General features: G+C 62.3%; 22 protein-coding genes. 10 read left to right on the top strand and 12 right to left on the bottom strand.

Annotation, left to right across the window (positions count from 1 at the left end; all coding sequences use genetic code 11):
• Nucleotides 1–47 precede the first annotated feature (47 nt).
• Nucleotides 48–314, top strand: coding sequence for a type II toxin-antitoxin system RelE family toxin (locus tag QP965_RS07605; protein WP_284844569.1), 267 nt, complete (start codon nucleotides 48–50; stop codon nucleotides 312–314).
• Here the strand turns inward: QP965_RS07605 and rbsD are convergent.
• Genes rbsD through QP965_RS07575 form a run of 6 tightly spaced genes read right to left on the bottom strand, consistent with a single transcriptional unit; the run spans nucleotide 311 to nucleotide 5,978 of the window.
• The gene (gene rbsD, locus QP965_RS07600) at nucleotides 311–685 is read right to left on the bottom strand and encodes a D-ribose pyranase (protein WP_284844568.1); all 375 of its coding nucleotides are present in this window, start codon (nucleotides 683–685) and stop codon (nucleotides 311–313) included. The two genes, QP965_RS07605 and rbsD, sit on opposite strands and share 4 nt — an antisense overlap.
• Nucleotides 678–1,586, bottom strand: coding sequence for a ribokinase (locus QP965_RS07595; RefSeq protein ID WP_284844567.1), 909 nt, complete (start codon nucleotides 1,584–1,586; stop codon nucleotides 678–680). The genes rbsD and QP965_RS07595 overlap by 8 nt, the downstream gene beginning before the upstream one ends.
• Complete coding sequence (locus tag QP965_RS07590) at nucleotides 1,583–2,497, bottom strand: substrate-binding domain-containing protein (RefSeq protein WP_284844566.1); 915 nt, start codon at nucleotides 2,495–2,497, stop codon at nucleotides 1,583–1,585. Before QP965_RS07590 ends, QP965_RS07595 begins: the two co-directional genes overlap by 4 nt.
• 12 nt (nucleotides 2,498–2,509) lie before the next feature.
• The gene (locus QP965_RS07585; RefSeq protein WP_150851164.1) at nucleotides 2,510–3,451 is read right to left on the bottom strand and encodes an ABC transporter permease; all 942 of its coding nucleotides are present in this window, start codon (nucleotides 3,449–3,451) and stop codon (nucleotides 2,510–2,512) included.
• Nucleotides 3,448–4,992 carry a sugar ABC transporter ATP-binding protein gene (locus QP965_RS07580; RefSeq protein WP_284844565.1) on the bottom strand — a complete coding sequence of 515 codons (1,545 nt, stop codon included), beginning with the start codon at nucleotides 4,990–4,992 and terminating at the stop codon, nucleotides 3,448–3,450. Before QP965_RS07580 ends, QP965_RS07585 begins: the two co-directional genes overlap by 4 nt.
• Entirely contained in the window at nucleotides 4,989–5,978 is a 990-nt protein-coding gene (locus tag QP965_RS07575; protein WP_284844564.1) for a LacI family DNA-binding transcriptional regulator, read from the bottom strand. Before QP965_RS07575 ends, QP965_RS07580 begins: the two co-directional genes overlap by 4 nt.
• A gap of 130 nt (nucleotides 5,979–6,108) precedes the next feature.
• Between QP965_RS07575 and QP965_RS07570 the strand changes: the two genes are divergently transcribed.
• The 6 genes from QP965_RS07570 (at nucleotide 6,109) to galK (ending at nucleotide 11,848) form a co-directional block, all read left to right on the top strand.
• Nucleotides 6,109–6,552: a YdcF family protein gene (locus tag QP965_RS07570; RefSeq protein ID WP_284766779.1), complete on the top strand. Its 444-nt coding sequence runs from the start codon at nucleotides 6,109–6,111 to the stop codon at nucleotides 6,550–6,552.
• 196 nt (nucleotides 6,553–6,748) lie between these two features.
• A complete protein-coding gene (locus tag QP965_RS07565; RefSeq protein WP_284844563.1) occupies nucleotides 6,749–7,648 on the top strand; it encodes an aldose epimerase family protein in 900 nt (299 codons plus the stop codon).
• Between the two features lie 11 nt (nucleotides 7,649–7,659).
• Nucleotides 7,660–9,309, top strand: a complete 1,650-nt coding sequence (locus tag QP965_RS07560; RefSeq protein WP_225745861.1) for a sodium:solute symporter family protein — start codon at nucleotides 7,660–7,662, stop codon at nucleotides 9,307–9,309.
• Between the two features lie 10 nt (nucleotides 9,310–9,319).
• Nucleotides 9,320–9,562, top strand: coding sequence for a hypothetical protein (locus QP965_RS07555; RefSeq protein ID WP_005322508.1), 243 nt, complete (start codon nucleotides 9,320–9,322; stop codon nucleotides 9,560–9,562).
• Entirely contained in the window at nucleotides 9,562–10,656 is a 1,095-nt protein-coding gene (gene galT / locus QP965_RS07550) for a galactose-1-phosphate uridylyltransferase (protein ID WP_284844562.1), read from the top strand. The genes QP965_RS07555 and galT overlap by 1 nt, the downstream gene beginning before the upstream one ends.
• A complete protein-coding gene (gene galK, locus QP965_RS07545; protein WP_284844561.1) occupies nucleotides 10,649–11,848 on the top strand; it encodes a galactokinase in 1,200 nt (399 codons plus the stop codon). The genes galT and galK overlap by 8 nt, the downstream gene beginning before the upstream one ends.
• A gap of 172 nt (nucleotides 11,849–12,020) precedes the next feature.
• Here the strand turns inward: galK and QP965_RS07540 are convergent, their stop codons facing one another.
• Nucleotides 12,021–13,064: an RNase H family protein gene (locus QP965_RS07540; protein ID WP_284844560.1), complete on the bottom strand. Its 1,044-nt coding sequence runs from the start codon at nucleotides 13,062–13,064 to the stop codon at nucleotides 12,021–12,023.
• 251 nt (nucleotides 13,065–13,315) lie between these two features.
• Here QP965_RS07540 and QP965_RS07535 point away from each other — a divergent pair, with 251 nt between their 5' ends.
• The 3 genes from QP965_RS07535 to QP965_RS07525 all read left to right on the top strand — a co-directional run bounded on the left by QP965_RS07535 (nucleotide 13,316) and on the right by QP965_RS07525 (nucleotide 16,339).
• Nucleotides 13,316–14,218, top strand: a complete 903-nt coding sequence (locus QP965_RS07535; protein WP_284844559.1) for a DUF559 domain-containing protein — start codon at nucleotides 13,316–13,318, stop codon at nucleotides 14,216–14,218.
• Between the two features lie 187 nt (nucleotides 14,219–14,405).
• A complete protein-coding gene (locus QP965_RS07530) occupies nucleotides 14,406–15,569 on the top strand; it encodes an NRAMP family divalent metal transporter (protein ID WP_284815287.1) in 1,164 nt (387 codons plus the stop codon).
• Nucleotides 15,569–16,339: a putative hydro-lyase gene (locus QP965_RS07525; RefSeq protein ID WP_284815203.1), complete on the top strand. Its 771-nt coding sequence runs from the start codon at nucleotides 15,569–15,571 to the stop codon at nucleotides 16,337–16,339. The genes QP965_RS07530 and QP965_RS07525 overlap by 1 nt, the downstream gene beginning before the upstream one ends.
• On the opposite strand, the gene QP965_RS07520 is transcribed toward QP965_RS07525, so the two are convergent.
• From QP965_RS07520 to QP965_RS07500, 5 genes are all read right to left on the bottom strand, one after another.
• Nucleotides 16,336–16,956: a GntR family transcriptional regulator gene (locus QP965_RS07520; protein WP_284844558.1), complete on the bottom strand. Its 621-nt coding sequence runs from the start codon at nucleotides 16,954–16,956 to the stop codon at nucleotides 16,336–16,338. The genes QP965_RS07525 and QP965_RS07520 overlap by 4 nt on opposite strands.
• 68 nt (nucleotides 16,957–17,024) lie before the next feature.
• Nucleotides 17,025–18,806 (bottom strand): acetyl/propionyl/methylcrotonyl-CoA carboxylase subunit alpha, encoded by a 1,782-nt coding sequence (locus tag QP965_RS07515; protein WP_284844557.1) that lies wholly within the window; start codon nucleotides 18,804–18,806, stop codon nucleotides 17,025–17,027.
• Nucleotides 18,796–20,370 (bottom strand): 5-oxoprolinase subunit B/C family protein, encoded by a 1,575-nt coding sequence (locus QP965_RS07510; protein WP_284844556.1) that lies wholly within the window; start codon nucleotides 20,368–20,370, stop codon nucleotides 18,796–18,798. Before QP965_RS07510 ends, QP965_RS07515 begins: the two co-directional genes overlap by 11 nt.
• Nucleotides 20,370–21,131: a LamB/YcsF family protein gene (locus QP965_RS07505; protein WP_284844555.1), complete on the bottom strand. Its 762-nt coding sequence runs from the start codon at nucleotides 21,129–21,131 to the stop codon at nucleotides 20,370–20,372. Before QP965_RS07505 ends, QP965_RS07510 begins: the two co-directional genes overlap by 1 nt.
• A gap of 212 nt (nucleotides 21,132–21,343) precedes the next feature.
• Entirely contained in the window at nucleotides 21,344–21,916 is a 573-nt protein-coding gene (locus QP965_RS07500; protein WP_204609981.1) for a CAP domain-containing protein, read from the bottom strand.
• Nucleotides 21,917–22,045: the final 129 nt, after the last annotated feature.

The following is a 22,045-nucleotide window of genomic DNA, read 5'->3' as shown; positions in this document are numbered from 1 at the left end:
GTACTACTAGTACTAAGTTAGCAAAGAGTACAACTTTTTAAGAGGTTATGGAATACAACATCGCGTTTACGCGGCAGGCTAAGCGAGAGTTACAAAAAATCCATCAGGGAAACCGAAAGCAATATCAACGGATTAAGCGCGCGATCGGTGGACTGGCTAAAGACCCATATCCACCGGGATCAATCGCTTTGTCTGGCAGGAGTGGCCGAAGAATAAGGGTGGGAAATTACCGCGTGCTGTACTCCGTAGAGGAGCAAGAAGTGCTGGTGGAAGTGTTTACCGTAGGGGCACGCGGAAGCGTTTATAAGCGCTAGAAGGGCACGCCGGAGCGCAGGATGGCATTGGCAAACGGCGTGGTGGAACCGGTGCGCACGACGAAGGAGGCGCGGGCGACCTCTCGCTTGAGGTCGTCATGGGTGACCTCGGTAAGCGGTACTGCGGGAAGCAGGGAGCGTACCTCGGGCGGGGTGGTATCGGCGATGGTGGCGGCTTCGACCACGACCTCCTTAAGGAGGGCGGCCAGGGTATCGGCAAAGGTGGGGATGCCGAAGGTCAGCGTGAGGTCGATGACGGGCACATCGTGGGGGATGGGCAGGCCGCAATCGGCGATAACGAAGGTATCGGTGTGCCCGAGGCGGGCGACGGCGCTGGTGAGCGTGGGATTGAGCAGGCCGGATTTACGCATCGGTGACCTCCGGCAGGGCGGATTCGGTGGTGGGGTAGGAAGGCTGTGCGCCGTTGCCGGTGGCGGCGAAGGCGCCGACGCGGGCGGCGAAGGTGGCGGCATCGACAAGCGAGGCACCGGTGAGCAGCTGGGCGCAGAAGGCACCCGCGAAGGCATCGCCGGCGCCGGTGGTATCCACGGCGGTCACGCGCGGGGTGGGGATATCCGTGCCGCTCTCCGGGGTGGCCACGTAGGCGCCGTGGGCGCCAAGGGTGAGTACAACAGAGCGGAAACCGGCCTCTACCAGGCGGTGGGCGAGCTCGCGCGGGGCGCCCTCTGCAGGTAGGCCGAGTTGGTCCAGGATGAGTCCTGCTTCGTGCTCATTGGCCAGCAAAGGATCGGCTTGCAGGAGCGAGTCGCGGTCGACCTCGACCACGGGCGCGAGGTTAACCACCACTCGGCCTTGGGCCGCCTCGACCGCCGCCTGGAAACCGGAGGCGGGGATTTCGCCCTGGAGGAGGACTACATCGGCATCGGCGATGGTGGAGGCGCGGGAGGAGACAAAGGGGGCGTCGACAAGCGCGTTGGCACCGGGGGAGATGACGATGGTGTTCTCGCCGTCGGCCGAGACGGTAATGACGGCGAGGCCGGTGTTGGTATCGGCCTGCTCCACGGCTCCCAGATCGATGCCGGAGGTACGCATGTAGTGCATCGCAGGCTCGGCATAGGGATCGGAGCCGACCGCGCCCACGAAGGCCACGGTGGCGCCCAGCTGCGCGGCCGCGACAGCCTGGTTAGCGCCCTTGCCCCCGGCCAAGATGTCGCCGCCAGAGCCCAGCAGGGTCTCGCCGGGCTGCGGGTGGCGCTCGGCGTGCACGATGAGATCGGCATTGATGGAACCGACGACGGTTAGCTTGCTCATTGGAAATCCTCCACATTGTCGCGGGTGACGGTGATGACCTCGACGGGGACGTTCTTCTCCGCCGCGCCACCGTGCAGGAGTGCTGCGGCTTGTTCGATGGCGCGGGCGCCGAGCTCTGCGGGCTGCTGGGCGATGGTAGCTTCTAGCTTGCCATCTTTGACCGCCTTGAGGCCATCGAAGGTGCCATCAAAAGCCACTACCTTGACCTCAGATCCAGCGCGCGAGCCCAAAGCTTCGACCGCGCCGAGCGCCATTTCATCGTTCTCTGCAAAGATGGCCTTGATATTAGGGTTGGCCTGCAACAGGTTGGTGGCGACGTTGAGGCCTTCCGTGCGGTCGAAATTCGCCGATTGCTTGCCGACGACCCGAATGTCCCCATACTTCGCAATCTGCTCTTCAAAGCCCTTGCCGCGCTCGCGCGAGGCGGAGGTACCAGCGGTGCCCTGCAGGATGAGGATATCGCCCTTTTCCCCGATGGCTTCGGCAAGCTTATCCGCTGCCTGCGCGCCGCCGGCGATGTTATCGGAGGCCACCATGGAATCCAGCTCTACGCCGTTGACATCGCGGTCCACGCCGATGACGGGCACGCCGTCATTTTTGATGCCACGCACGGCTGGAGCGACGGCATCGGAATCGGTGGGGTTGACCACGACGACCTTGGCGCCCATGGAAGTGGCATTGCCCAGCTGATTGACTTGCTGGGCGGGGTCATCGGAAGCGTCTTGGATGTCTAGCGGAACGCCGAGTTCCTTGGCCTTATCTTGTGCGCCGTGGCGCAGCTCGACGAAGAAGGGATTGGTCTGCGTGGAGAGCGCAAGAGTGATGCGGTTGCGGTCTTCTTCCGAGCGATTGCAAGAGGCAAGGCCCAGCGCGAGGGCCGGGACGAGGAGGGTAGCGATGAGCTTTTTCATGGCGGGTGCTCCTTAGTTGGCCGTCTTATTGCGGATGACGTCGAAGCCGACGGCCAGCGCGATGACCAGGCCGATGACGATCTGCTGCCAGAAAGAGGAGACGTTGAGCAGGTTCAAGCCATTGCGGATGACCGCTAGCAAGATCGCGCCGACCAGTGTGCCGGTGGCCTTGCCTTGGCCACCGGAGAGCGAGGCACCACCGATGACGACGGCCGCGATGGCATCGAGCTCATAGCCGGTGCCGGCCTGTGGCTGTGCGGATTCGAGGCGGCCGGCCATGACCATGCCGGCCCAGGCGGCGAAGAAACCGGAGAGCGCGAAGACAGCGATCTGAATACGCTTGACCGGCAGGCCCGAGAGGCGGGCGGCCTCCAGATTGCCGCCGATGGCGTACATGGAACGGCCGAGCACCGTGCGCTCCAGAATGAACCAACAGATGAGCCCGGCGATGACCATCATGATGATGGGCACGGGGAAGCCGGCGATATCGCCGCCAAAGGCGTTGACGGACGGGGCAGTTTCAATAGGCGAGCCCTGGGAGATGACCAGGGTGAGGCCGCGGGCGATGGACATCATGGCCAGCGTCGCGATGAAGGAGGGGATCTTGCCCCACGCGGTGGCCATTCCGCAGATGGCGCCGGCCAGCGCACCCACGATCAGGCCGAGAAGCAGGGTGAGCCAGCCAGGCAGCCCCGCGGTGGAGAACATATAGGCAGAGACCATGGCGCCGAGCGCGGCGACCGAGCCCACCGAGAGGTCGATGCCGGCGGTGACGATGACAAAGGTCATGCCGAAGGCCAAGATGGCCACCGTCGCGGCCTGGATGCCGATATTGAGCAGGTTCGCCACGGTAAGGAAATACGGCGTAGCGATAAACAGCGCGATGCACAGGGCAATGAGGCCGACGAGCGCGCCATTATTCATCGCCCAGTTAACTACTCGATTCTTGGTCATGCTTCATCCTTGGGGTTAGTGCCGGCAGGCGCGGCAGCAGAGGCAGAGGTAGAAGAGGTCACATTGGATACGGCAAAGGCCATGACCTCGTCCTGGGTGGAGTCCTTAGGTAGCTGGCCGGCGAGTTGGCCGCCGGACATGACGAGGATGCGGTCGGACATACCGAGCACCTCAGGCAGATCGGAGGAGGCCATGAGCACAGCGCCGCCGGCGGCGGTGACCTCATTGATGATGTTGTAAATCTCCACCTTGGCGCCGACGTCGACGCCGCGGGTGGGCTCATCGAGGAGGAGGACCTTGGAACCGGCCAGTACCCAGCGGCCAAAGACAGCCTTTTGTTGGTTGCCACCGGATAGGTTCCGGATGGGCTGGGAGAGATCAGCCATGCGGATGCGCAGCTTCTCCGCTACGTCACCGGCACGGCGGCGTTGGCCGCTGCGGTCTGCAAGCCCCGCCTTAGCGGTGGGGTAGAGGGTGGCGAATCCGAGGTTATCGCCCACGGAGGCATCTAGAACTAGCGCTTGGGACTTACGGTCTTCGGGGATATGGCCCACGCCGGCGCGGATGGCAGCACGAATATCGCCGCTGCGCAGCTGCGTGCCGCCGACACGGATGGTGCCGGAATCGTAGGGGTCGGCGCCTGCGATGGCGCGAATGATTTCGGTGCGGCCGGCGCCCACGAGCCCGGCGAGGCCGACGACTTCGCCGGCATGGACGGTGAAGGTGACGTCGTGAAAGGCTCCTGCGGAAGTCAGCTCGGAGACCTCCAGCAGGGCCTCACCGCGCTCAGGAGGAACCTCGCGCGGGTACTGGTTTTCAATCTCGCGGCCGACCATGAGGCGCACCAGCTCGTCTTCGTCCGTATCGGCTGGGACCTCGGCGATGAAAGAGCCATCGCGCAGCACGCTGATGGTCTCTGCAATGCGCGCCAGCTCCTCCAGGTGGTGGCTGATAAAGACCATGGCCACGCCCTTGGCCTTGAGTTCCTCGAGCACGGCAAAGAGCGCATCAACCTCCTTGCCGGTGAGCGCGGCCGTGGGCTCATCCAAGATGAGAATGCGCGCGTTCATAGACAGCGCCTTGGCGATTTCCACGAGCTGCTGTTTGGCCACGCCCAGCTCACCCACCGGCATGTCTAGGTCCACGTCCAAGCCGATAAGGTGCAGTGCCGCTTGGGCTTGTGCCTTGAGATGCTTGCGATTGACCAACCCGAAGCGGCGTGGGGTGCGCCCGAGCATGATGTTCTCGGCCACCGACATGGTGGGCACAAGGTTGAGCTCTTGGTGAATGGTGGCGATACCCAGCGCCTCAGAGGCCTTGGTATCTGGGATTTTCACCTCTGTGCCATCTACCAGGATGCGGCCGGAATCTGGTTCGTGCACGCCGGCAATCATCTTGATGAGGGTGGATTTGCCGGCGCCGTTTTCACCCAGCAAGGCCTGGACCTGGCCGCGGCGGACGGTGAGGTCTACCCCCTTAATGACCTCCACCGGGCCGAAGGATTTGGTGACATTGTCCAGGCGCAAAACGCAGTCACTCATGGCGTGGCTCCATCGAGTTGGTGGGCGGTGGACATGCGTGGGATGTAGCGGGTTTCTAGCACCTCGCCTTCCGGTTGGTGCTTATCATTGATGGCCGCGATGAGCTTGGCCGTGGCGGTCTCGCCCATTCTGGCCACATCTTGGTCCACCACTGAGATAGGGGAGGGTTGGAAGCGCAGGTAGATAAAGTCATCGAAGCCGACGAGCGCGATTTCTTCTCCGATGCGCTTGCCCGCATTATGGCAGGCCTCCAGCGCGCCGGCCGTCATCATGGAATCGCCGGCAATGAGTGCGGTGACGCCTTCTTGCAGGAGTGTGAGAGCTCCTTTATAGCCCTCGCGGTGGCGGTAGCTGCCGTGGTGGATATGGGTAGGCATACCGCGGGTGGAGGCCTTGAATGCTTGGAGGCGCTGGCGGCCGGTGGAGGTTTCCTGCGGCCCGGAAAGGTAGCCGATGTGCGTGTGCCCCTTCTCCTTAAGCTGTTCCACGGCTTGTTTCATGCCCGTGTGGGGGTCTGATAGCACTGCTGGAATCTGGCCCAGGGTGCGGTCAATGAGCACGAGCGGGCGGTAAGCGCGCGCCTGCTCCAGTGCTTCTTCGGCGCCTTCGAGAGGTACCGCGATAATGCCGTCTACCTGGCGTTCCATCAGGGCATCGAGGGCTTTGACTAGTCGCTGCGGATCCTCGCCGCAACTGGTAATCATCGTGGCGAGTCCCTGCTTATCGGCGGCTTCTTCAACGGCTGCGGCCATTGCGGCGAAGTAGGCATTGTCTAGGCTGGGGATGACCAAGCCGATGGCGTTAGAGCGGGAGCTGCGCAATGCTCGTGCTTGGGCATTGGGCCTATAGTTCAGCTTGATGGCCGTGTCCTTGACGCGTTGGCGCGTGGACTCCGAGATGGCTGGGTTGCCCGAGAGCGAACGGGACGCGGTGGAAATGGATACTCCAGCAGCAGCGGCCACGTCCTTGAGGGTGGTTCCGGCCATGCTGTCCTCCTTGGCTTAGGCGTGTGGGCCGGCTTCTGGCCCTCCTGGGTGCAATCGATTGCACATTTGAGTTAAAGGTACGGCTATTTCCATATTCCTGTCAAGAGCCGGCAAGTCTATGCTGGTATCCATGTCTGACCCGCTCCTTGTTCTGGGCTCCCGCGTAACCCACGGCTATCCCGGCGCCATGCTGCGCTCGCGCCTAGACAAGGCGCTGGCGCTCTATAGCGGTCAGCAGATTATTGTCTCCGGCCGTGGTGAAGCGGGACCTATGGCTACATACCTCAGTGAGCGCGGCGTGCCGGCCGAGCGGGTAGTGGTGGAGCCGGAAGCCACGAGCACTAATGAAAATCTAGAAAATGCCCACCGCTTGGCCCCGGATGCCGTATTGCACGTGGTAACCAATGATTTTCATATCCTGCGCACGGCGCTGTGGGCCTGGCACCTTGGCATTGTCGTGCGACTGCATCCCGCGCGCACCCCGTGGCGGTTGATGCCGCGCAATTACCTGCGCGAAGTCCTGGCCACACCACACTCCGCGGCGCGGATAGTGTGGCGACGGATGCAGGGATAGCGCTCCTGCCTCGGTGTGACGGACCGCTGTCCACAGGCGCCTCCAACCCCGAAAGAGGTTAACAGGCGGTTAACTCTAGGGTTGTGAGCAGCTGAAATCGGCGGTATTCGCGGGTAGTTATGCAAACGATTGACCGGCGCTTTGCCGTACTCCTAGGCTAAATCCAACGAAAGTTATAGCCAGAAAGGTCTTTGTTATGACCAGTGGAGCAGCGGCTGGCCCTGACGCCGACTACCCTAGCGTCGCACTTGCCCACGGCGATTATGTTGCCGAGATAGGTCTATTCGGCGGTGCACTCAAGACGCTGACCTATCGCGGCGCGCCCTTGGTAGAAAGCTACGAAGGCAAGCCGCCGCTGATGGCCGGAGTGGTGCTGGCGCCGTGGCCGAATCGCACCGAAGATGGCTGGTTTGAATGGCAGGGGACTGCCCACCAGCTAGAGATCACGGAGCCGGAGCGCAATAACGCCATCCATGGATTCGCGGTGGATTGGTGGCGCATCAAGGAACGCTCGGACAACCGGGTGGCTCTTGCCTTTGATATTGAGCCGCGCCAGGGCTGGCCGTGGGCGATTCAGCTAGAGGCCACCTATACCCTCGATGAGCAGGGATTGCACCACCAGCTGACCGCACGCACCACGGAGCCCGGTGAGGTTCCCTTCGCCTATGGGCTGCACCTCTACCTCTCCCCACAGGGAGCTGGGGCGGAGGAAGCGGTGCTCAGTGTGGACGTCGGCAAGCGCTACCTGCTAGGCGCCCGCAACCTGCCTACGGGAAAGACGGAGCAGGTGCGCATTGTTAATCAGCCCATCGCCGAGGTGGACTGGGACGATTGCTTCCACGGCGAAGGCCCACTGACGGCCGTGTATTCGGCCGGTGGAAAGGGTGTGCGCCTGGAGATGGGCGAAGGCCTGAACTGGGTGCAGATGTTTACCCCGGCCGATTTCCCGCGGGCAGGCGGCCCCGGCAAGGCATTGGCCGTGGAGCCGATGAGCGCGCCGCCGAATGCGCTGCGCAGCGGGGAAGACCTCGTGCGCCTGAGCGCTCAGAAACCGCAGAGATTCACGCTGCGCCTTGCAGCAGAGAACAATAACTAGAAAGGTCAGCCATGGAGACTGCTGAATCCGTATTGAGGCTCGATGCCTCCTGGGTGGACTACTTCTTGGTAGCCATCTACTTCCTCTTCGTGCTGGGCATCGGCTGGGCCGCCAAAGCTCGAGTGTCTAGCTCCATCGACTTCTTCCTCTCCGGCCGGGGACTGCCCGCCTGGGTGACCGGCCTGGCTTTCGTCTCGGCCAACCTGGGTGCGGTGGAAATCATCGGTATGTCCGCCAATGGCGTGGAGTATGGCTTCCAAACCATGCATTACTTCTGGATCGGCGCCATCCCGGCAATGGTCTTTTTGGGCATTGTGATGATGCCGTTCTACTACGGCTCCAAGGTGCGCTCGGTACCGGAGTTCATGCGCAAGCGCTTTGGCAATGCCGCGCACCTGGTTAATGCGATTTCCTTCGCCGTGGCCCAGCTGCTTATTGCCGGCGTGAACCTGTACCTGCTGGCCACGATCGTGGAGGCCCTGCTGGGCTGGCAGATGTGGGTCTCGCTCCTCGTGGCCGGCCTCATCGTGCTGTCCTATATCACCCTGGGTGGCCTTTCGGCCGCCATCTATAACGAGGTTCTCCAGTTCTTCGTCATCATCGCCGCCCTCGCCCCGCTGACCATCATTGGTTTGAACCGCGTTGGCGGTTGGAATGGGCTGAAGGACGCGGTGGCCCAGGATTCGCACTTCCACACGTGGCCGGGCACGGACATCTCCGGTTTTGAGAACCCAGTGTGGTCCGTCATCGGCATCGTGCTGGGCCTCGGCTTCGTGCTTTCCTTTGGTTACTGGACCACCAACTTCGTGGAAGTTCAGCGCGCCATGGCCTCCGATTCCATTTCAGCCGCCCGCAAGACGCCGATCATCGGTGCCTTCCCCAAGATGTTCGTGCCCTTCCTCGTGGTCATTCCGGGCATGGTTGCCTCTGTATCCGTGGCCGACTTGATGGAGGAGCGCGCGGAGCCGAATGACGCCATCCTGCTGCTCATGCGCGACCTTCTGCCCAATGGCCTGCTGGGCGTGGCGATCGCCGGCCTGCTCGCTTCCTTCATGGCCGGCATGGCCGCGAATATCTCGGCCTTTAATACCGTCATCTCCTATGACATCTGGCAGACCTACGTGGTCAAGGACCGCGAGGATGACTACTACCTGAAGTTCGGCCGCATCGCCACGATTATCGCCACCGCTATTGCCATCTTTACCGCGCTGCTCGCGCAAAACTTTGGCAATATCATGGACTACCTGCAAACCCTGTTTGGCTTCTTCAATGCGCCGCTATTTGCCACCTTCATTCTGGGCATGTTCTGGAAGCGCATGACCCCGCACGCCGGTTGGTCCGGACTCGTAGCCGGTACCGCTTCCGCCATCGCTTTCTGGTACGTCGCGTCCTTCACTGACCTCATCAACCTGCCGGGCCAAGGCACGGCCTTTGTGGCGGCCGGTGTGGCCTTCGTGGTGGATATCCTGGTATCCATCGTGGTCACCCTGTTCACCCAGCCCAAGCCGGATAGCGAGCTGGTTGGTTTCGTCTCTTCCGTGACTCCCAAGGACCACTTTGAGGACTACACCGAAAAGTCCTTGCCGTGGTATCAGCAGACCGTCCCGCTGGGCATCATTTGCCTGGTGATGGCCGTAGCCCTCAACGTCATCTTCGCCTAAGGAGCCCAACATGTCTGAGAAAAAGCGCGCGGGTGCATTCGACCTGCGCAACGTCATCGCCGCACTCCTCGGCCTCTACGGCCTGATTTTGCTCGGCTGCTATTTCTTCCTTGACCCAGGCATCAACCCGGATACCGGGCAGGCTAAGAACGCCAGCGATAACCTATGGGCAAGCCTTGCTTTGTTGGCCGTGGCCGCCGCCTTTGTGCTGTGGGCGCGCCTGAAGCCCATCACCATCCCAGGAGAAAACTAATGGTTGAGATTACCTCTGCCACGCTTGCCGACGGCCGCGAGATCCTCTACTTCGACGATCAACCCCACCCCGACCGCGTGCTTGTCGACGCCCGCGACATCCCCACCGTCTCCCCCGCTTCCGAAATGCGCCGGGATCCCCTAACGGGGGATTGGGTGGCCTTTGCCGCCCACCGCATGAACCGCACCTTCTTGCCACCGGCCAACGAGAACCCGCTGGCGCCCACGCGCGAAGGCCAGCTGCCCACGGAGATCCCTAGCCCCAGCTATGACGTGGTGGTCTTTGAAAATCGCTTCCCGTCCTTTGCCACCACCGCGGAGATCGAGCATCCGGAGGACGATAACCTGCTCGGCATGGTGCCGCGCCTTCCGGCCCGCGCCCGCTGCGAGGTGGTGTGCTTTACCGAGGACCCGGCCCTATCCTTCAAGGACCTGCCGGAATCGCGCATCCGCACCGTCATTGAGGCCTGGGCGCACCGCACCGCCGCGCTATCCCAGATCGACGGCGTGCAGCAGGTATTCCCCTTTGAAAACCGCGGCGAGGAAATCGGCGTGACCCTCCAACACCCGCACGGCCAGATCTACTCTTATCCGTTCCTCTCGCCGCGCCTGCGCTCCATCGTGGAATCCGCCCGTGCCTATGACGGCGATCTCTTCCAGGATCTCCTCGAGCGCGAGCGCGCCGCCGGCACCCGCATCATCGCTGAAACCGAGCACTTCACCGTCTTCGTCCCTGCCGCCGCCAAATGGCCGCTGGAAGCCATGGTCCTGCCCAACGAGGAAGTACCCGATTTCGCCGCACTTACCGACGCCCAACGCGCCGACCTCGCGCCCCTGCTCAAAAAGCTGTACTCGGCGGTGGACCGTTTCTTCGATGGTGTGGAGAAGACCCCGTATATCGCCGGCTGGACCCAAGCCCCGGTGGACCCGGACTTGCGTCCCGGAATCCGCATGCACCTGCAGCTCTTTTCGCTCATGCGCTCGCCCGGCCGCATGAAGTACCTCGCCGGTTCCGAGTCCTCGCAGGCCGTGTGGATCAATGACACCACCCCGGAGCGCATCGCCGCCCGCTTTAAGGAGATCTGGGATGCTTAACTGGATTAACACCCGCAGCGAGGCGGAGCTAGCAGCCGCAGCCCGCGACCTCTTCGCCGCTGCCTTCCCGGACGCGCCCGAGCCCGCCGGCGTGTGGGCCGCTCCCGGCCGCGTCAACCTCATCGGCGAGCACATCGATTACGCCGGCGGCGCCTCCATTCCCTTTGCGCTGGAACAAAACACCGCCGTCGCCGTCGCACCCCGCACCGATGGCCTTCTCCGGATAGCCTCCGAATACGACGGCAGCGTTGCCCAGGCCAGCCTCCCACTCTCCGAAGTCCGCCCCGGCCACCCTTCCGACTGGTCCGGCTACGTCGCCGGCACCGTCTGGGCCGCCACTGCCGCGGACGTTCTGACCTGCACCGGCCTCGATATTGCCATCGTCTCCGATGTCCCCGTCGGCTCTGGCCTGTCCAGCTCCGCCGCCCTCGAGTGCTCCGTGGCCGTGGCCGCCTACGAGCTTTGCCATGGCAAAGCTCCCGATGACGCCGCCCGCGCGCAGCTGGCCCAGGCTTGCATCCGCGCCGAAAACGAGGTGGTTGGCGCCTCTACCGGCGGCTTGGACCAAAACGCCAGCCTCCTTGGTCAGCGCGGCAAAGCCCTCTTCCTGGATTTTTCCACCGGTGCCGCCGAGCGCGTGCCGTTCAATATCGAGGCCCAGGACATGGTGCTGCTCATCGCGGACACCAATGCGCCGCACACGCTTTCCGACGGTCAATATGCCTCCCGCCGCGGCATCATCGACGCCGTCCAGGCTGCCGCCGGCCGCTCCATCCGCGAAATCCCGGACGCCGTCGCCTTCGCCGCCACCGTCAACCCCCAGGAGGCTGAACTCTACCGCCGCCGCGTGCGCCACGTGGTGGAAGAGACTGACCGCACCTTAGCCGCCGCCACCGCGCTCACCTCTTCCGACCTGGCAGAATTCCGCCGCCTCATGCGCGAAAGCCACATTTCCCTGCGCGATCTCTATGAGGTCACGACCCCCGAGCTCGACTCCGCCTTCTCAGCGGCAGGCGAACTCGGCGCCCGCATGACTGGTGGCGGCTTTGGCGGCGCCGTCATCGCGCTCATCCCGCGCTCGGACGTCGAGTCCACTGCCCAGGCCATTTATGACGCCGCAGCATCCCGCAGCTTCCCAGAACCTACCTTCTTGGTGGCCCGCCCGGGAGATGGCGCCCGCCGACTCGCCTAACTCCGCAGGCCGGCTGGCCTCAGTCGCGCCTCCTCCCAGCGCGCCTATTGTCGCGCCTTTTATCGTTAGGTCCATACTGATCAGGCTGATCTGAAGGCTGGGCCGCCTCAGATCGGCCTTAACTCCCTCAATTCGGCCTGATCAGATCAGCCCTAAGCCCTAAGCAATTGGATCACAACGCCGAGAGAGCTTTTTGAATCCCCTCGCGCAGCGTCTCGCGAGACTGCTTCATCGGATGCGCAATCGCGCGCAACCCCATGTACGCAATCTGGTCGGCTGCCCGATTCAGCGGATCCCCCGCATGCCCGAGCACGCGCCGGATATCGACCTCGCATTGACCTTGGATATCACCCCAAGCTTGCTGGAATCGGGACCGCGCACCCGAAGACACCCCTCGCCACGTGCGCCCCGGCCGCGATGCTTTAGAGCCGCGCTTATGCACAATCTGCTCGACCGCCTCCAAAGCGGCTACGGAATCGGACTCAATGACCGCCTTTCGCGCACCCACCTTGAGCAGGTATTTCAGCGCGAGCGTCAGTGCTTCGAGCTCGAGCTCATCGGTGCTCGCCTTGGTTTCTCGAGTCCGTAACCGGTAGTCGCCGTTGCCTGCAACGAAGCACATCGACCCCTTGAATACGGTATCCGAGGAAGCATCGGTGGCTATGCGCACCACGTCGCCCTTGGACCATGAGGAGGCGCGCGAGAAGTTCGGCCACCAGTGTGCTTTCGGCGTCTCTACCTGTGCCGATTGCTTCTTTTTCGGTGCCTCACCCATCTTGCGCGCCTTCCGTGCGGTCAGGCCGGCTTGTTTTCTGCGCACGGAGCTCGCGCTTTTCGAAGCCCTATTTTCTCCCGCAAAGCTGCCCGTCACCGTGAAACCGTCAGCCGTGAGTGCCGCTCGCAACGCATTCTGCCTGCGACCAGTGACAATCCACACTCGTCCGTCGAGTCCCTTGAGTGCGCGTTTGACCTCGCGCACGGCGATATCGACGATATCGCCCTTCTTCGTCTGGCCGCGGCGCACAAAACGCGTCTGCTTAGTATTGACTGCGATGACCCAGCCTTCGATGGTGCCGTTGGGGGCGGAATCCCAACGCTCGTCCCAGAGCGCGACCGCAACATGGATTGGTGCCGAGACCATGTCCGAGGTGATCTTGCGGGTGCCATAGGTGCGCGATTGCGTACCGGTTAGTTCTGAGAGCTCGATGGGTTCCATTATCTCTAGTAAAGCACGGTTAACCGCGCTGCTGAATTATCCCCCACACCGCCGCTGTGAACTACTTCCCCTTAGGTCGAAGGTGATCGAGCCGATCTGAGCACAACCCGCCCTCAAATCAGCCTCAACGCCTTCAACTCGGCCCGATCACCTTGGACCTAACGTTCCGCCTCTCACTCAAGGCCCTCGGAAATTCACCTTCCTGAGCCGCATGATGCGTGCCCCGCCCCGCCAGCCGCGAAGATGAAACCATGATTACAGATCACTTCATCAACCTTCGTTACGCCGGAGCCGAAAGTCCGCACCATTTAGCCCTCCAGCGCGGTGAGCTCACCCAGATAGCGCCCTGGGTCGCCGTTCCTACGGCCACCTGGAGGCAATGGGTGCGCCATAAACAACAATTCGCCAAAGTAGTCGCTGCCGGGTGGAGCACCCACCGCGCCGTCCTCATCGGTAAATCGGCCGCGCGGCTGTGGGGAATGTGGGTAATTTCCAGGGAAGGGGAGGAGGTGGAGTTAGCGGTGCCTTCGGGAAGCGTGCCCCCACGAAGGCTCACCGCGAAAGGCTATCGGTACCGCCGGGTAAAGTCCCTCCAGGAATCCACGGTGTCGATAGCGGGTGTGCGCGCCACGAATCCCGCCCGCACCTGCCTCGAAATCGCCCGGCTACACGGATTCCCAGATGGCCTGGTAGCTACCGATTCTGCCCTCAGACAACACGACGTCACCACATATGACTTGCACGAAGAACTAGCAAAGATGCGGCGCACGAGGAGACAAGCAGCCATGCGTAAGGTTATCGAGCACGCGTATGGCGGATCGGAATCGCCCTATGAGTCCTATCTGCGAGCCCTCATTATTGAGCGTTTCCCGCAGGTGAAAATTGAGCCGCAGAAACCACTGCTCGGGAAGTATCGGGCGGATCTCTGTCTCGATGGATGGCTGGTGGTCGAGGTCGATGGTGATGCCAAATATGACGGTGCCTATGGCGAGGCGCCCGCCCACGTGGTCAAGCAGCAGATAAAGAGGCAGCGAGCGCTAGAAAACCGCGGATACGTGGTGCTGCGCTTTGGCCCCAGCGAAATGAAAGTGCCGGACGAGGCTTTGCAGATAATCGCCAGCCACCTGGGAAAACGCGGCAGGAAAGTAGCCTAGATCACCCCCGCGCCACCCCGTAACACATAAAAGTTGTTGAACAAAAGGCATAGCTACCTTTAAGATGATGCGCATCACAAATTAATGCGACCTGCATCACGAAAGGTGAAATCTAGTGAGTGCTGAGACATCACACGCCACTCCGGCGCAGGCGGGGGACAAGACCCCGCCCAAAGGCCTCGGCGCCATGGCTGGTGCCATGTTCCTTATGGCCACCTCCGCCATCGGTCCGGGATTTTTGACCCAGACCTCGGTCTTTACCGTGCAGATGGGCGCGTCCTTCGCATTTGCGATCATGCTGTCCATCCTCGTGGACATCGCTATCCAGCTCAATGTGTGGCGCGTTTTGTGCGTGACCGGCATGCGCGCCAATACCTTGGGCAATACCGTGCTCCCTGGCCTGGGCTGGGTGCTTGCCGTATTCGTGTTCATCGGCGGCGCGGTCTTTAATATCGGCAATATCGCCGGTTCTGGCCTGGGCATTAACGCGATGCTGGGCATCGATTCGCGCATCGGCGGTGTCATTGCCGCGGCCATCGCGATCTTCATCTTCCTCTCCAAGAAGGCGGGCATGGCCCTCGACCGCCTCGTTGCGGTCTTGGGTGCGGTCATGATCTTGCTGATGCTCTACGTTGCGGTGGTCAGCCAGCCACCGGTGGGGGAGGCGCTAAAGAATACCGTCGCACCGGGCGAGATCGACTTCTTCGTCATCACCACCATCATTGGCGGCACCGTGGGCGGCTATATCACCTTTGCCGGCGCGCACCGCCTCATCGATTCCGGCCACACTGGCGTGGAAAACGTCAAGAACATTACCTATACCTCGGTAAGCGGCATCGTGGTCACCGGCATCATGCGCATGCTCCTCTTCTTGGCGGTTCTCGGTGTGGTGGCCACCGGCGTGGCGCTCTCGGACGACAACACCGCGGCGGATGCCTTCTACAATGCCGCCGGCGAGTTTGGCCTGCGTGCCTTTGGCGTGGTCCTCTTCGCGGCCGGTTTGTCCTCGGTTATCGGCGCCGCCTATACCTCGGTATCCTTCGTGACCTCCCAGGACACCTCGACGCGCACCCGCAATATCCTCACCATCGTCTTCATTGCGGTGTGCACGGTAGTCTTTGTGGCCATCAACTCCGCGCCGCAGAAGTTGCTCATCTTCGCCGGTGCCATCAATGGCCTGATCCTGCCTATCGGTTTCGCCCTCGTGATGTGGGTGGCCTGGCACCGCCGCGATCTCCTGCAGGGATACAAGTATCCCAAGTGGTTGCTGATTATCGGCACCCTGGCGTGGGTGCTCACCATCTTCATCGGCTTCAAGGCTTTCTCCGGCATCACCGAGCTGTGGGCATAATGCAGACCCCAGAGCAGGTGCGCGAGTATGCGCGCAGCCATGACATGGCCACCACCGCCGGGCATGCCCGCGGTTTCATGCAGGCTAACCTGCTGGCCGTGCCGCAGGAATACGCGTTTGATTTCTTGCTCTTCGCTCAGCGTAACCCCAAGCCGTGCCCGATTGTGGGCGTGCTGGAAGCCGGTCAGTACACCTCCGAGCTTCTGCCGGGTGGGGACATCCGCACCGATATTCCGGCCTACCGCGTCTTTGAAAACGGTGAGCATACTGCCACGCTTGCCGACGCCACCTCGTACTACACCCCAGACATGGTCAGCTTCCTCATCGGTTGCTCTTTTACCTTTGAGACTGCGCTGCAGGATAACGGCATTGAGGTCGCGCACATTGCTCAGCAGCGCAACGTGCCGATGTTTAAAACCACGATTCCCACCACCCCGGCCGGCGTCTTTTCCGGCCCCATGGTGGTCTCCATGCGCCCGATTCCGGCCGCGCAGGTCTCCGATGCGGTGCGGATTACCTCCCGTTACCCATCGGTGCACGGCGCCCCGGTTCACGTGGGTGACCCGGCGGCCATTGGCATTGAGGATTTAAACCGCCCGGACTTTGGTGATCCGGTCGAAGTGCCGGAGGGCTGCCTGCCGGTCTTTTGGGCCTGTGGGGTGACCCCGCAGGCCATCGTGATGGAATCTAAGCCGCGCTTAGCTATTACGCACGCACCGGGTCAGATGCTCGTGACCAACGCCCGGGATCAAGATTTTCTCATTCCTTAATCGTCTAGCACGGCGAGGATCTTCTCGCAGGTATTCATGAGGCTGTCATGCGCGAGTGTGGCGGCCTCGTGGCGTTTTCCGTCCGCGATGAGCGTGGCCAAGGTGATATTTCCTTGAATGTGGTCCGCATGTAGCTGCGGGTAGCGTGGGATTGCTAGCAGGAAGGTGAGCCGCATTCGGGCGAGAAGATTATCCATCTGCTCATTGAGCGTAGGCGAGCCCAGCGCGGCCACCAGCGTGCGGTGGAAGCGTTGGTTGATGGCGGAGACTTCCTGGTGCTCGCCGCGTGCCGCGTAGTCGAAGGCGGAGGAAGTGAGGGTGACGAGCGAGGGGGCGTCGGCAAAAGCGCCCCACCGCACCGCCGCTGGCTCGATGGCCGCGCGGGCGGCAAAGAGGTCGCGGATATAGTCTGCATCCGGCGTCGCGAGGAAGACGCCGCGATTAGGGATGCGCTCGACAATGCGCTCCGCGGCAAGCCTGGTGAAGGACTCGCGGAGGGTATTGCGCGAGCAGTTAAAGCGTTCGGCCGCTTTGACCTCGCTGAGCTGCTCGCCCGGCTGAAACTCGCCGGCGGAGATGGCCTCGCGCAACTCGGAGGCGACAGACTGGGAAAGCATGACCACAACTGTACTAAAAAGTTATACACCTCACATTGAAGATGGGGTGCATAACGATGGCGAGAGCGCTAATCGATGGTCGCGATGACCTTGGAGGAATCCAGACGGTCACCCTCGGAGGCCAGGAGCTTGATGGTACCGCCGCGTGGAGCCTTGATGGCCGATTCCATCTTCATGGCCTCGACGGTGGCGATGGCATCGCCCTCGGCCACGGTATCGCCGTCCGCAACGTTCCAGGCCACGAGGTTGGCCTCGAACGGGGAGGTAACCGCATTGTCATCGGTAGACTGTGCGCCGGCCGAAGACGGCGCGGTGGAGGCAGAACCACCGGCCGAGCCGGCGCCCGGCGCGGCGAGGAAGTCGACGGGGACGCCGACGTTGACCAGCTTGCCGTCGATTTCTACGGCCACATTGCGGCGCTGGGTGTAAATGGCCTCGACCTTTTCCACCTGGTTGGCGGCAGACGGACGGTAGTTGTGATCCACCCAGTCCGTAAACACGCCGATTTCGGAGGCACCAGCGGCAGCGGTGTCCTCGGCCGGTGCGGCAGTGCCGATGAGTGCAGGCTCATCCATCATGTCGCGGTGGAACGGCAGTACAGTGCGCACGCCAGTAACGGTGAACTCGCGCAGGGCAAAGCGGGCGCGGGCTAGGGCGATCTCGCGGGTTGGGCCCCACACCACGAGCTTGGCAATCAGGGAGTCATAGTACGGCGGGATGATAGAGCCAGAGCGCACCGCGGAATCTACGCGGATGCCCGGGCCGGTGGGCGGCTCGAAGGAGACGATAGTACCAGGGCACGGGGCGAAGCCATTGAGAATGTCCTCGGCATTGATACGGAACTCAAAAGCATGGCCGTGGGACTGCGGATCCTCATCGAAGGACAGCGGCTCGCCGGCCGCGATGCGGAATTGCTCGGCGATGATATCGGTTCCGGTGACTACCTCGGTAACTGGGTGCTCGACCTGGACGCGGGTATTGACCTCGAGGAAGGAAATGGTGCCGTCCTCGGAGACAATGTATTCCACGGTGCCGGCGCCGGTATAGCCCACCTTGGAACAAATGGAGCGCGCGCCTTCGATGATGCCGTTGCGTTGGGCGTCGGAAAGCGCGGGCGCCGGAGCCTCCTCAATGAGCTTTTGGAAGCGGCGCTGGGTGGAGCAATCGCGGGTGCCGAGCACGCGCACATTGCCGTGCGTATCGGCCAGCACCTGGGCCTCCACGTGGCGCGGGTGGGTGAGGAACTTCTCCACGTAGCACTCGGCGCGGCCGAAAGCCTCCATGGCCTCGCGGCCGGCGGAGTTGAACGCCCCCTCGATCTCTTCCATATTGTCCACGACCTTCAAGCCGCGTCCGCCGCCGCCATAAGCGGCCTTGATGGCAATGGGCAGGCCGTGCTCTTCGGCGAAGGCGCGGGCCTCCTGCCAGTCATCGATGGGATCGGAGGTACCCGGTGCCAGCGGCGCGCCGACCTCCTCGGCCACGCGGCGCGCAGCGATCTTGTCACCGAGCAATTCGATGGACTCCGGGGAAGGGCCAATCCAGATCATGCCGGCCTCGGTAACCGTGCGGGCAAAGTCGGCGTTCTCGGACAAGAAGCCGTAGCCCGGGTGGATGGCATCGGCGCCGGCGCGCACCGCGATATCGAGCAGTGCGGGCACGTTCATGTAGGTATCGGCCGCGGTATTGCCCGGCAGCGCATAAGCTTCATCCGCTACTTGGGTATGCAGGGCACCAGCGTCTGCTTCGGAGTAAATGGCGATGGACTTAATGCCTAGGTCACGAGCGACGCGGGCGATACGCACGGCAATCTCGCCGCGGTTAGCAATGAGGACGGTCTTAATCTGCATTCTGTTCTCCAGTGTTCAAGGCTTGGGGTGCTATGAGTTCAAAGTTCACGCGCGCGCCGGGTGGCAGCTGTGCAGCAATATCAATATCTTCTTCCAATACGGTGGCGATGACCGGGTAACCGCCGGTCACGGCATGATCACGGAGGAAGACCACGGGCTTGCCATTGGGTGGGATTTGGATCGAGCCGGCGACCATGCCCTCGGAGGGGAGCTCGCCGTCTTTAACGCGCTCAATCGGCTCTTCGCCATCGAGGCGCAGGCCCACGCGGTTGGAATCCGAGGTGACGGTCCACTCGGTATCCAGGAAGGCGGAGACATTATCGCCAAACCAGTCATCGCGCGGTCCAAGTACGCAGCGCAGGGTGGCGCGGGTTTTGCCGTCGGAGCTTTCAGAAACGCGCAGTGGGTTGGCTAGCTGGGCGTCGGTCATGCCGGTAGAGCGCGGCAGCACGCCGATGACATCGCCGGTGGTGACTGGGTCCGGGCCAAGGCCAGAAAGGACGTCGGTGGCCGCGGAGCCGAGCTCGGATTCAGCGATGATGCCGCCGCGGATGGCCACGTAATTGCGCATGCCTACCGTTGCAGGGTCCACCGTGACGGTTTGCCCGGCCGTGACCAGCACAGGGCGAGCAAGGTGAACCGGCATCTCGCCGAGGCGCACACGGGCGGTCGCGCCGGTGACGCAAATGACGGTATCGGTGAGCGCGTGGAGCTTAATGCCGCCGATATTCTCCAGCACTGTTGCCCCGCGCGGGTTGCCCACGGCCACATTGGCGGTCGCGGCGGCGGCGCGGTCGGCGGCACCGGAGGGGGTCACGCCGAGATCGCCCACACCGGGGCGGCCCAAATCTTGGTAGAGGGTGAGCAAGCCGGCATCGATAACCTCCATGCGCGGCAAGCGGGCAGGGGCGCGCTTCGAGCGGGCAGAGTGATCAACAAGCTCCGGCAGCTTATCCACGCTGCGATAGCGCACGCGGTCTCCCGGCTGTACCAGCGCCGGCGGGTTGGCATTGGAATCCCACATCGGCGTATTGGTGGTACCTAGCAACTGCCAGCCGCCCGGGGAAACGCGCGGGTACACCGCGGAAAACTCACCCGCGATACCTACAGCACCGGCCGGCACCGCGGTACGGGGACTGGAGCGGCGTGGCACAGCACGCGCCTGGGAGGGGTCCGACGGCGCACAGTAGGTAAAGCCCGGGGCAAAGCCGCCGAACGCCGCGGTCCACTCGGTAGAGGTATGCCAGTTAATGAGCGCTTCGCGCGAAAGACCCAGCAGGTCCGCGGCCTCGTCCACATCCTCGCCGTCATAGAGCACATCGATTTCTACCGTGCGGGCCTCCGCAGCCGTCGCGGCGGCAGGGGAGAAATCCTGCAGGAATTCGGCCGCATCGCGCGCCGAATCCGGCGCTTCAAACGTCACCAGCAGGGTGGTGGCGGCCGCGATGCAATCCACCTGATTCTTCAACGGCTTGGCAGAAAGCGCCGTGTGCCAATCCATGACCTGGTTCAATCCATCCAGGTCAATGAGCAACGCGCGCGTGCCCACAAAATTAATGTGCATTAGATAAAGCTCCGAATCTCGATGCCTTCTTCCCTCAGGCGCTCCACGACGCCGCGCAGCAGCTTCACCGCGCCGGGCGAATCGCCGTGGGTGCATACGGATTGCGCATCCACCTCGAGCTTCGTGCCATCCACGGCCGTAATCGACCCGGTCTGCGCCACCTCAAGTACTCGCTGCACCACCTCATCGGCGCTGCCCAGCACCGCATTGGCCTCCTTGCGCGAGACCAGCGTGCCATCGGGGTTGTAGTTGCGGTCCGCAAAGGCCTCACGGATGACGGTAAGCCCGCTGCGCTTGGCGACGTCCACCGCTACACCCCCAGGCAGCAACATCACCGGCAAGTCTCCAAAGGCCTTAATGCCCTTGATGACGGCTTCTGCCTGCGCCTTATCCTTCACAATCGCGTTATACATCGCACCGTGCGGTTTTACATAGGAGACCGTGGTTCCATTGGCACGGGCCAAAGCGTCGAGCGCGCCAATTTGGTAGGTCACCTCGTCTGCAAGCTCGTCCGGGTTGTAATCGATAAAGCGGCGGCCGAAACCTGCGGCGTCGTTATAACCCACGTGTGCGCCTACGGTCACGCCTGCTTCTGCGGCCGCCTTGAGCGTGCCGGCAATCGAGTGCGGGTCGCCCGCATGGAAGCCCGTGGCCACGTTTGCGGAGGACACCATCTCCAGCATTGCCGCGTCATCTGCGACCGGATTGCCCGCAGTGGTTTCTCCCAAATCCGCATTGAGATCGATATGGAGCGAGGACATTCAACACCGTCCTTAAGATTGTTGAACAATTCGAATGTCATTAAGTGTAACCCTCGCCACTGTCATTTGTGAAGACGGTTACGTTTCGTTTACCCGCGTGCGCACCCCCACCTAGGCGCGAGAAAACCGCCCCGTCCCGGGTAAGAGGTCCGGGAGGAGGCGGCATGGCCTGTTAGAGCCCAAGGGTCCGAAGGTTCTAGCTTGTGAAATCTTTAGCGGCCGTAGTTTTGGACAGCGTAAAGCTTGCCTTCAGAGTTAATGGCAACGCCGACTCCGATGGTCTTGGCGCGTGGGTCCAGCATAATCTTGCGGTGCCCCGGGGATTCGTACCAAAGCTTGACCAGAAGGGCATCGGAATAGTCGCTCCACGCCTGCAAGACATTCTCGCCGCCGGCCGGGATATTGGAAGGGTAGTAGTTCCAGTGCTGCGGGCGGTGGCTGAGCTTATCAGCGCGCACCAGCTGGTCGGCCCAATCTTGAGCCAGCCCATTGAGTGCGGCATTAGCGCGAACCGGGCGCAGGCCGTGAGCCTGGCGGTATTCGTTGGTGTGGTTGATGATGCTCTGCACGCGATTGGAAGCCGGAGCGGCGGGCTTTGCTGCTGTAGCCGGCGCGGCGGGAAGGTTTAGCGTCGGCACCGGAAGGTTCGCGCCATTAAAGTTGCCCGAGGAACTTAGGGAGCTGGAGGCTTCAGCGGGTGCAACGCACATTCCCAATGCGATGGCTGCTGCAAGGGCAGGGGCTATAAATTTTTTGGTGGAGAAGCGAATAGTAGGGGTGAACATGAGCGGAACCTTTCTTCTGTAACCTGGCGGAGAATCAGGCGGGAAACTGGGAGAATCAACAGAAAAATCCGTTCCCCTTTGTTTAAAAGTTAATCAATTCCAGCAGATAAAATCGACTTGAACAGCAAT

The sequence above is a fragment of the Corynebacterium sp. MSK074 genome, assembly GCF_030229735.1.
Classification (GTDB): domain Bacteria; phylum Actinomycetota; class Actinomycetes; order Mycobacteriales; family Mycobacteriaceae; genus Corynebacterium.
This window is presented reverse-complemented; position numbering and strand designations above follow the sequence as displayed.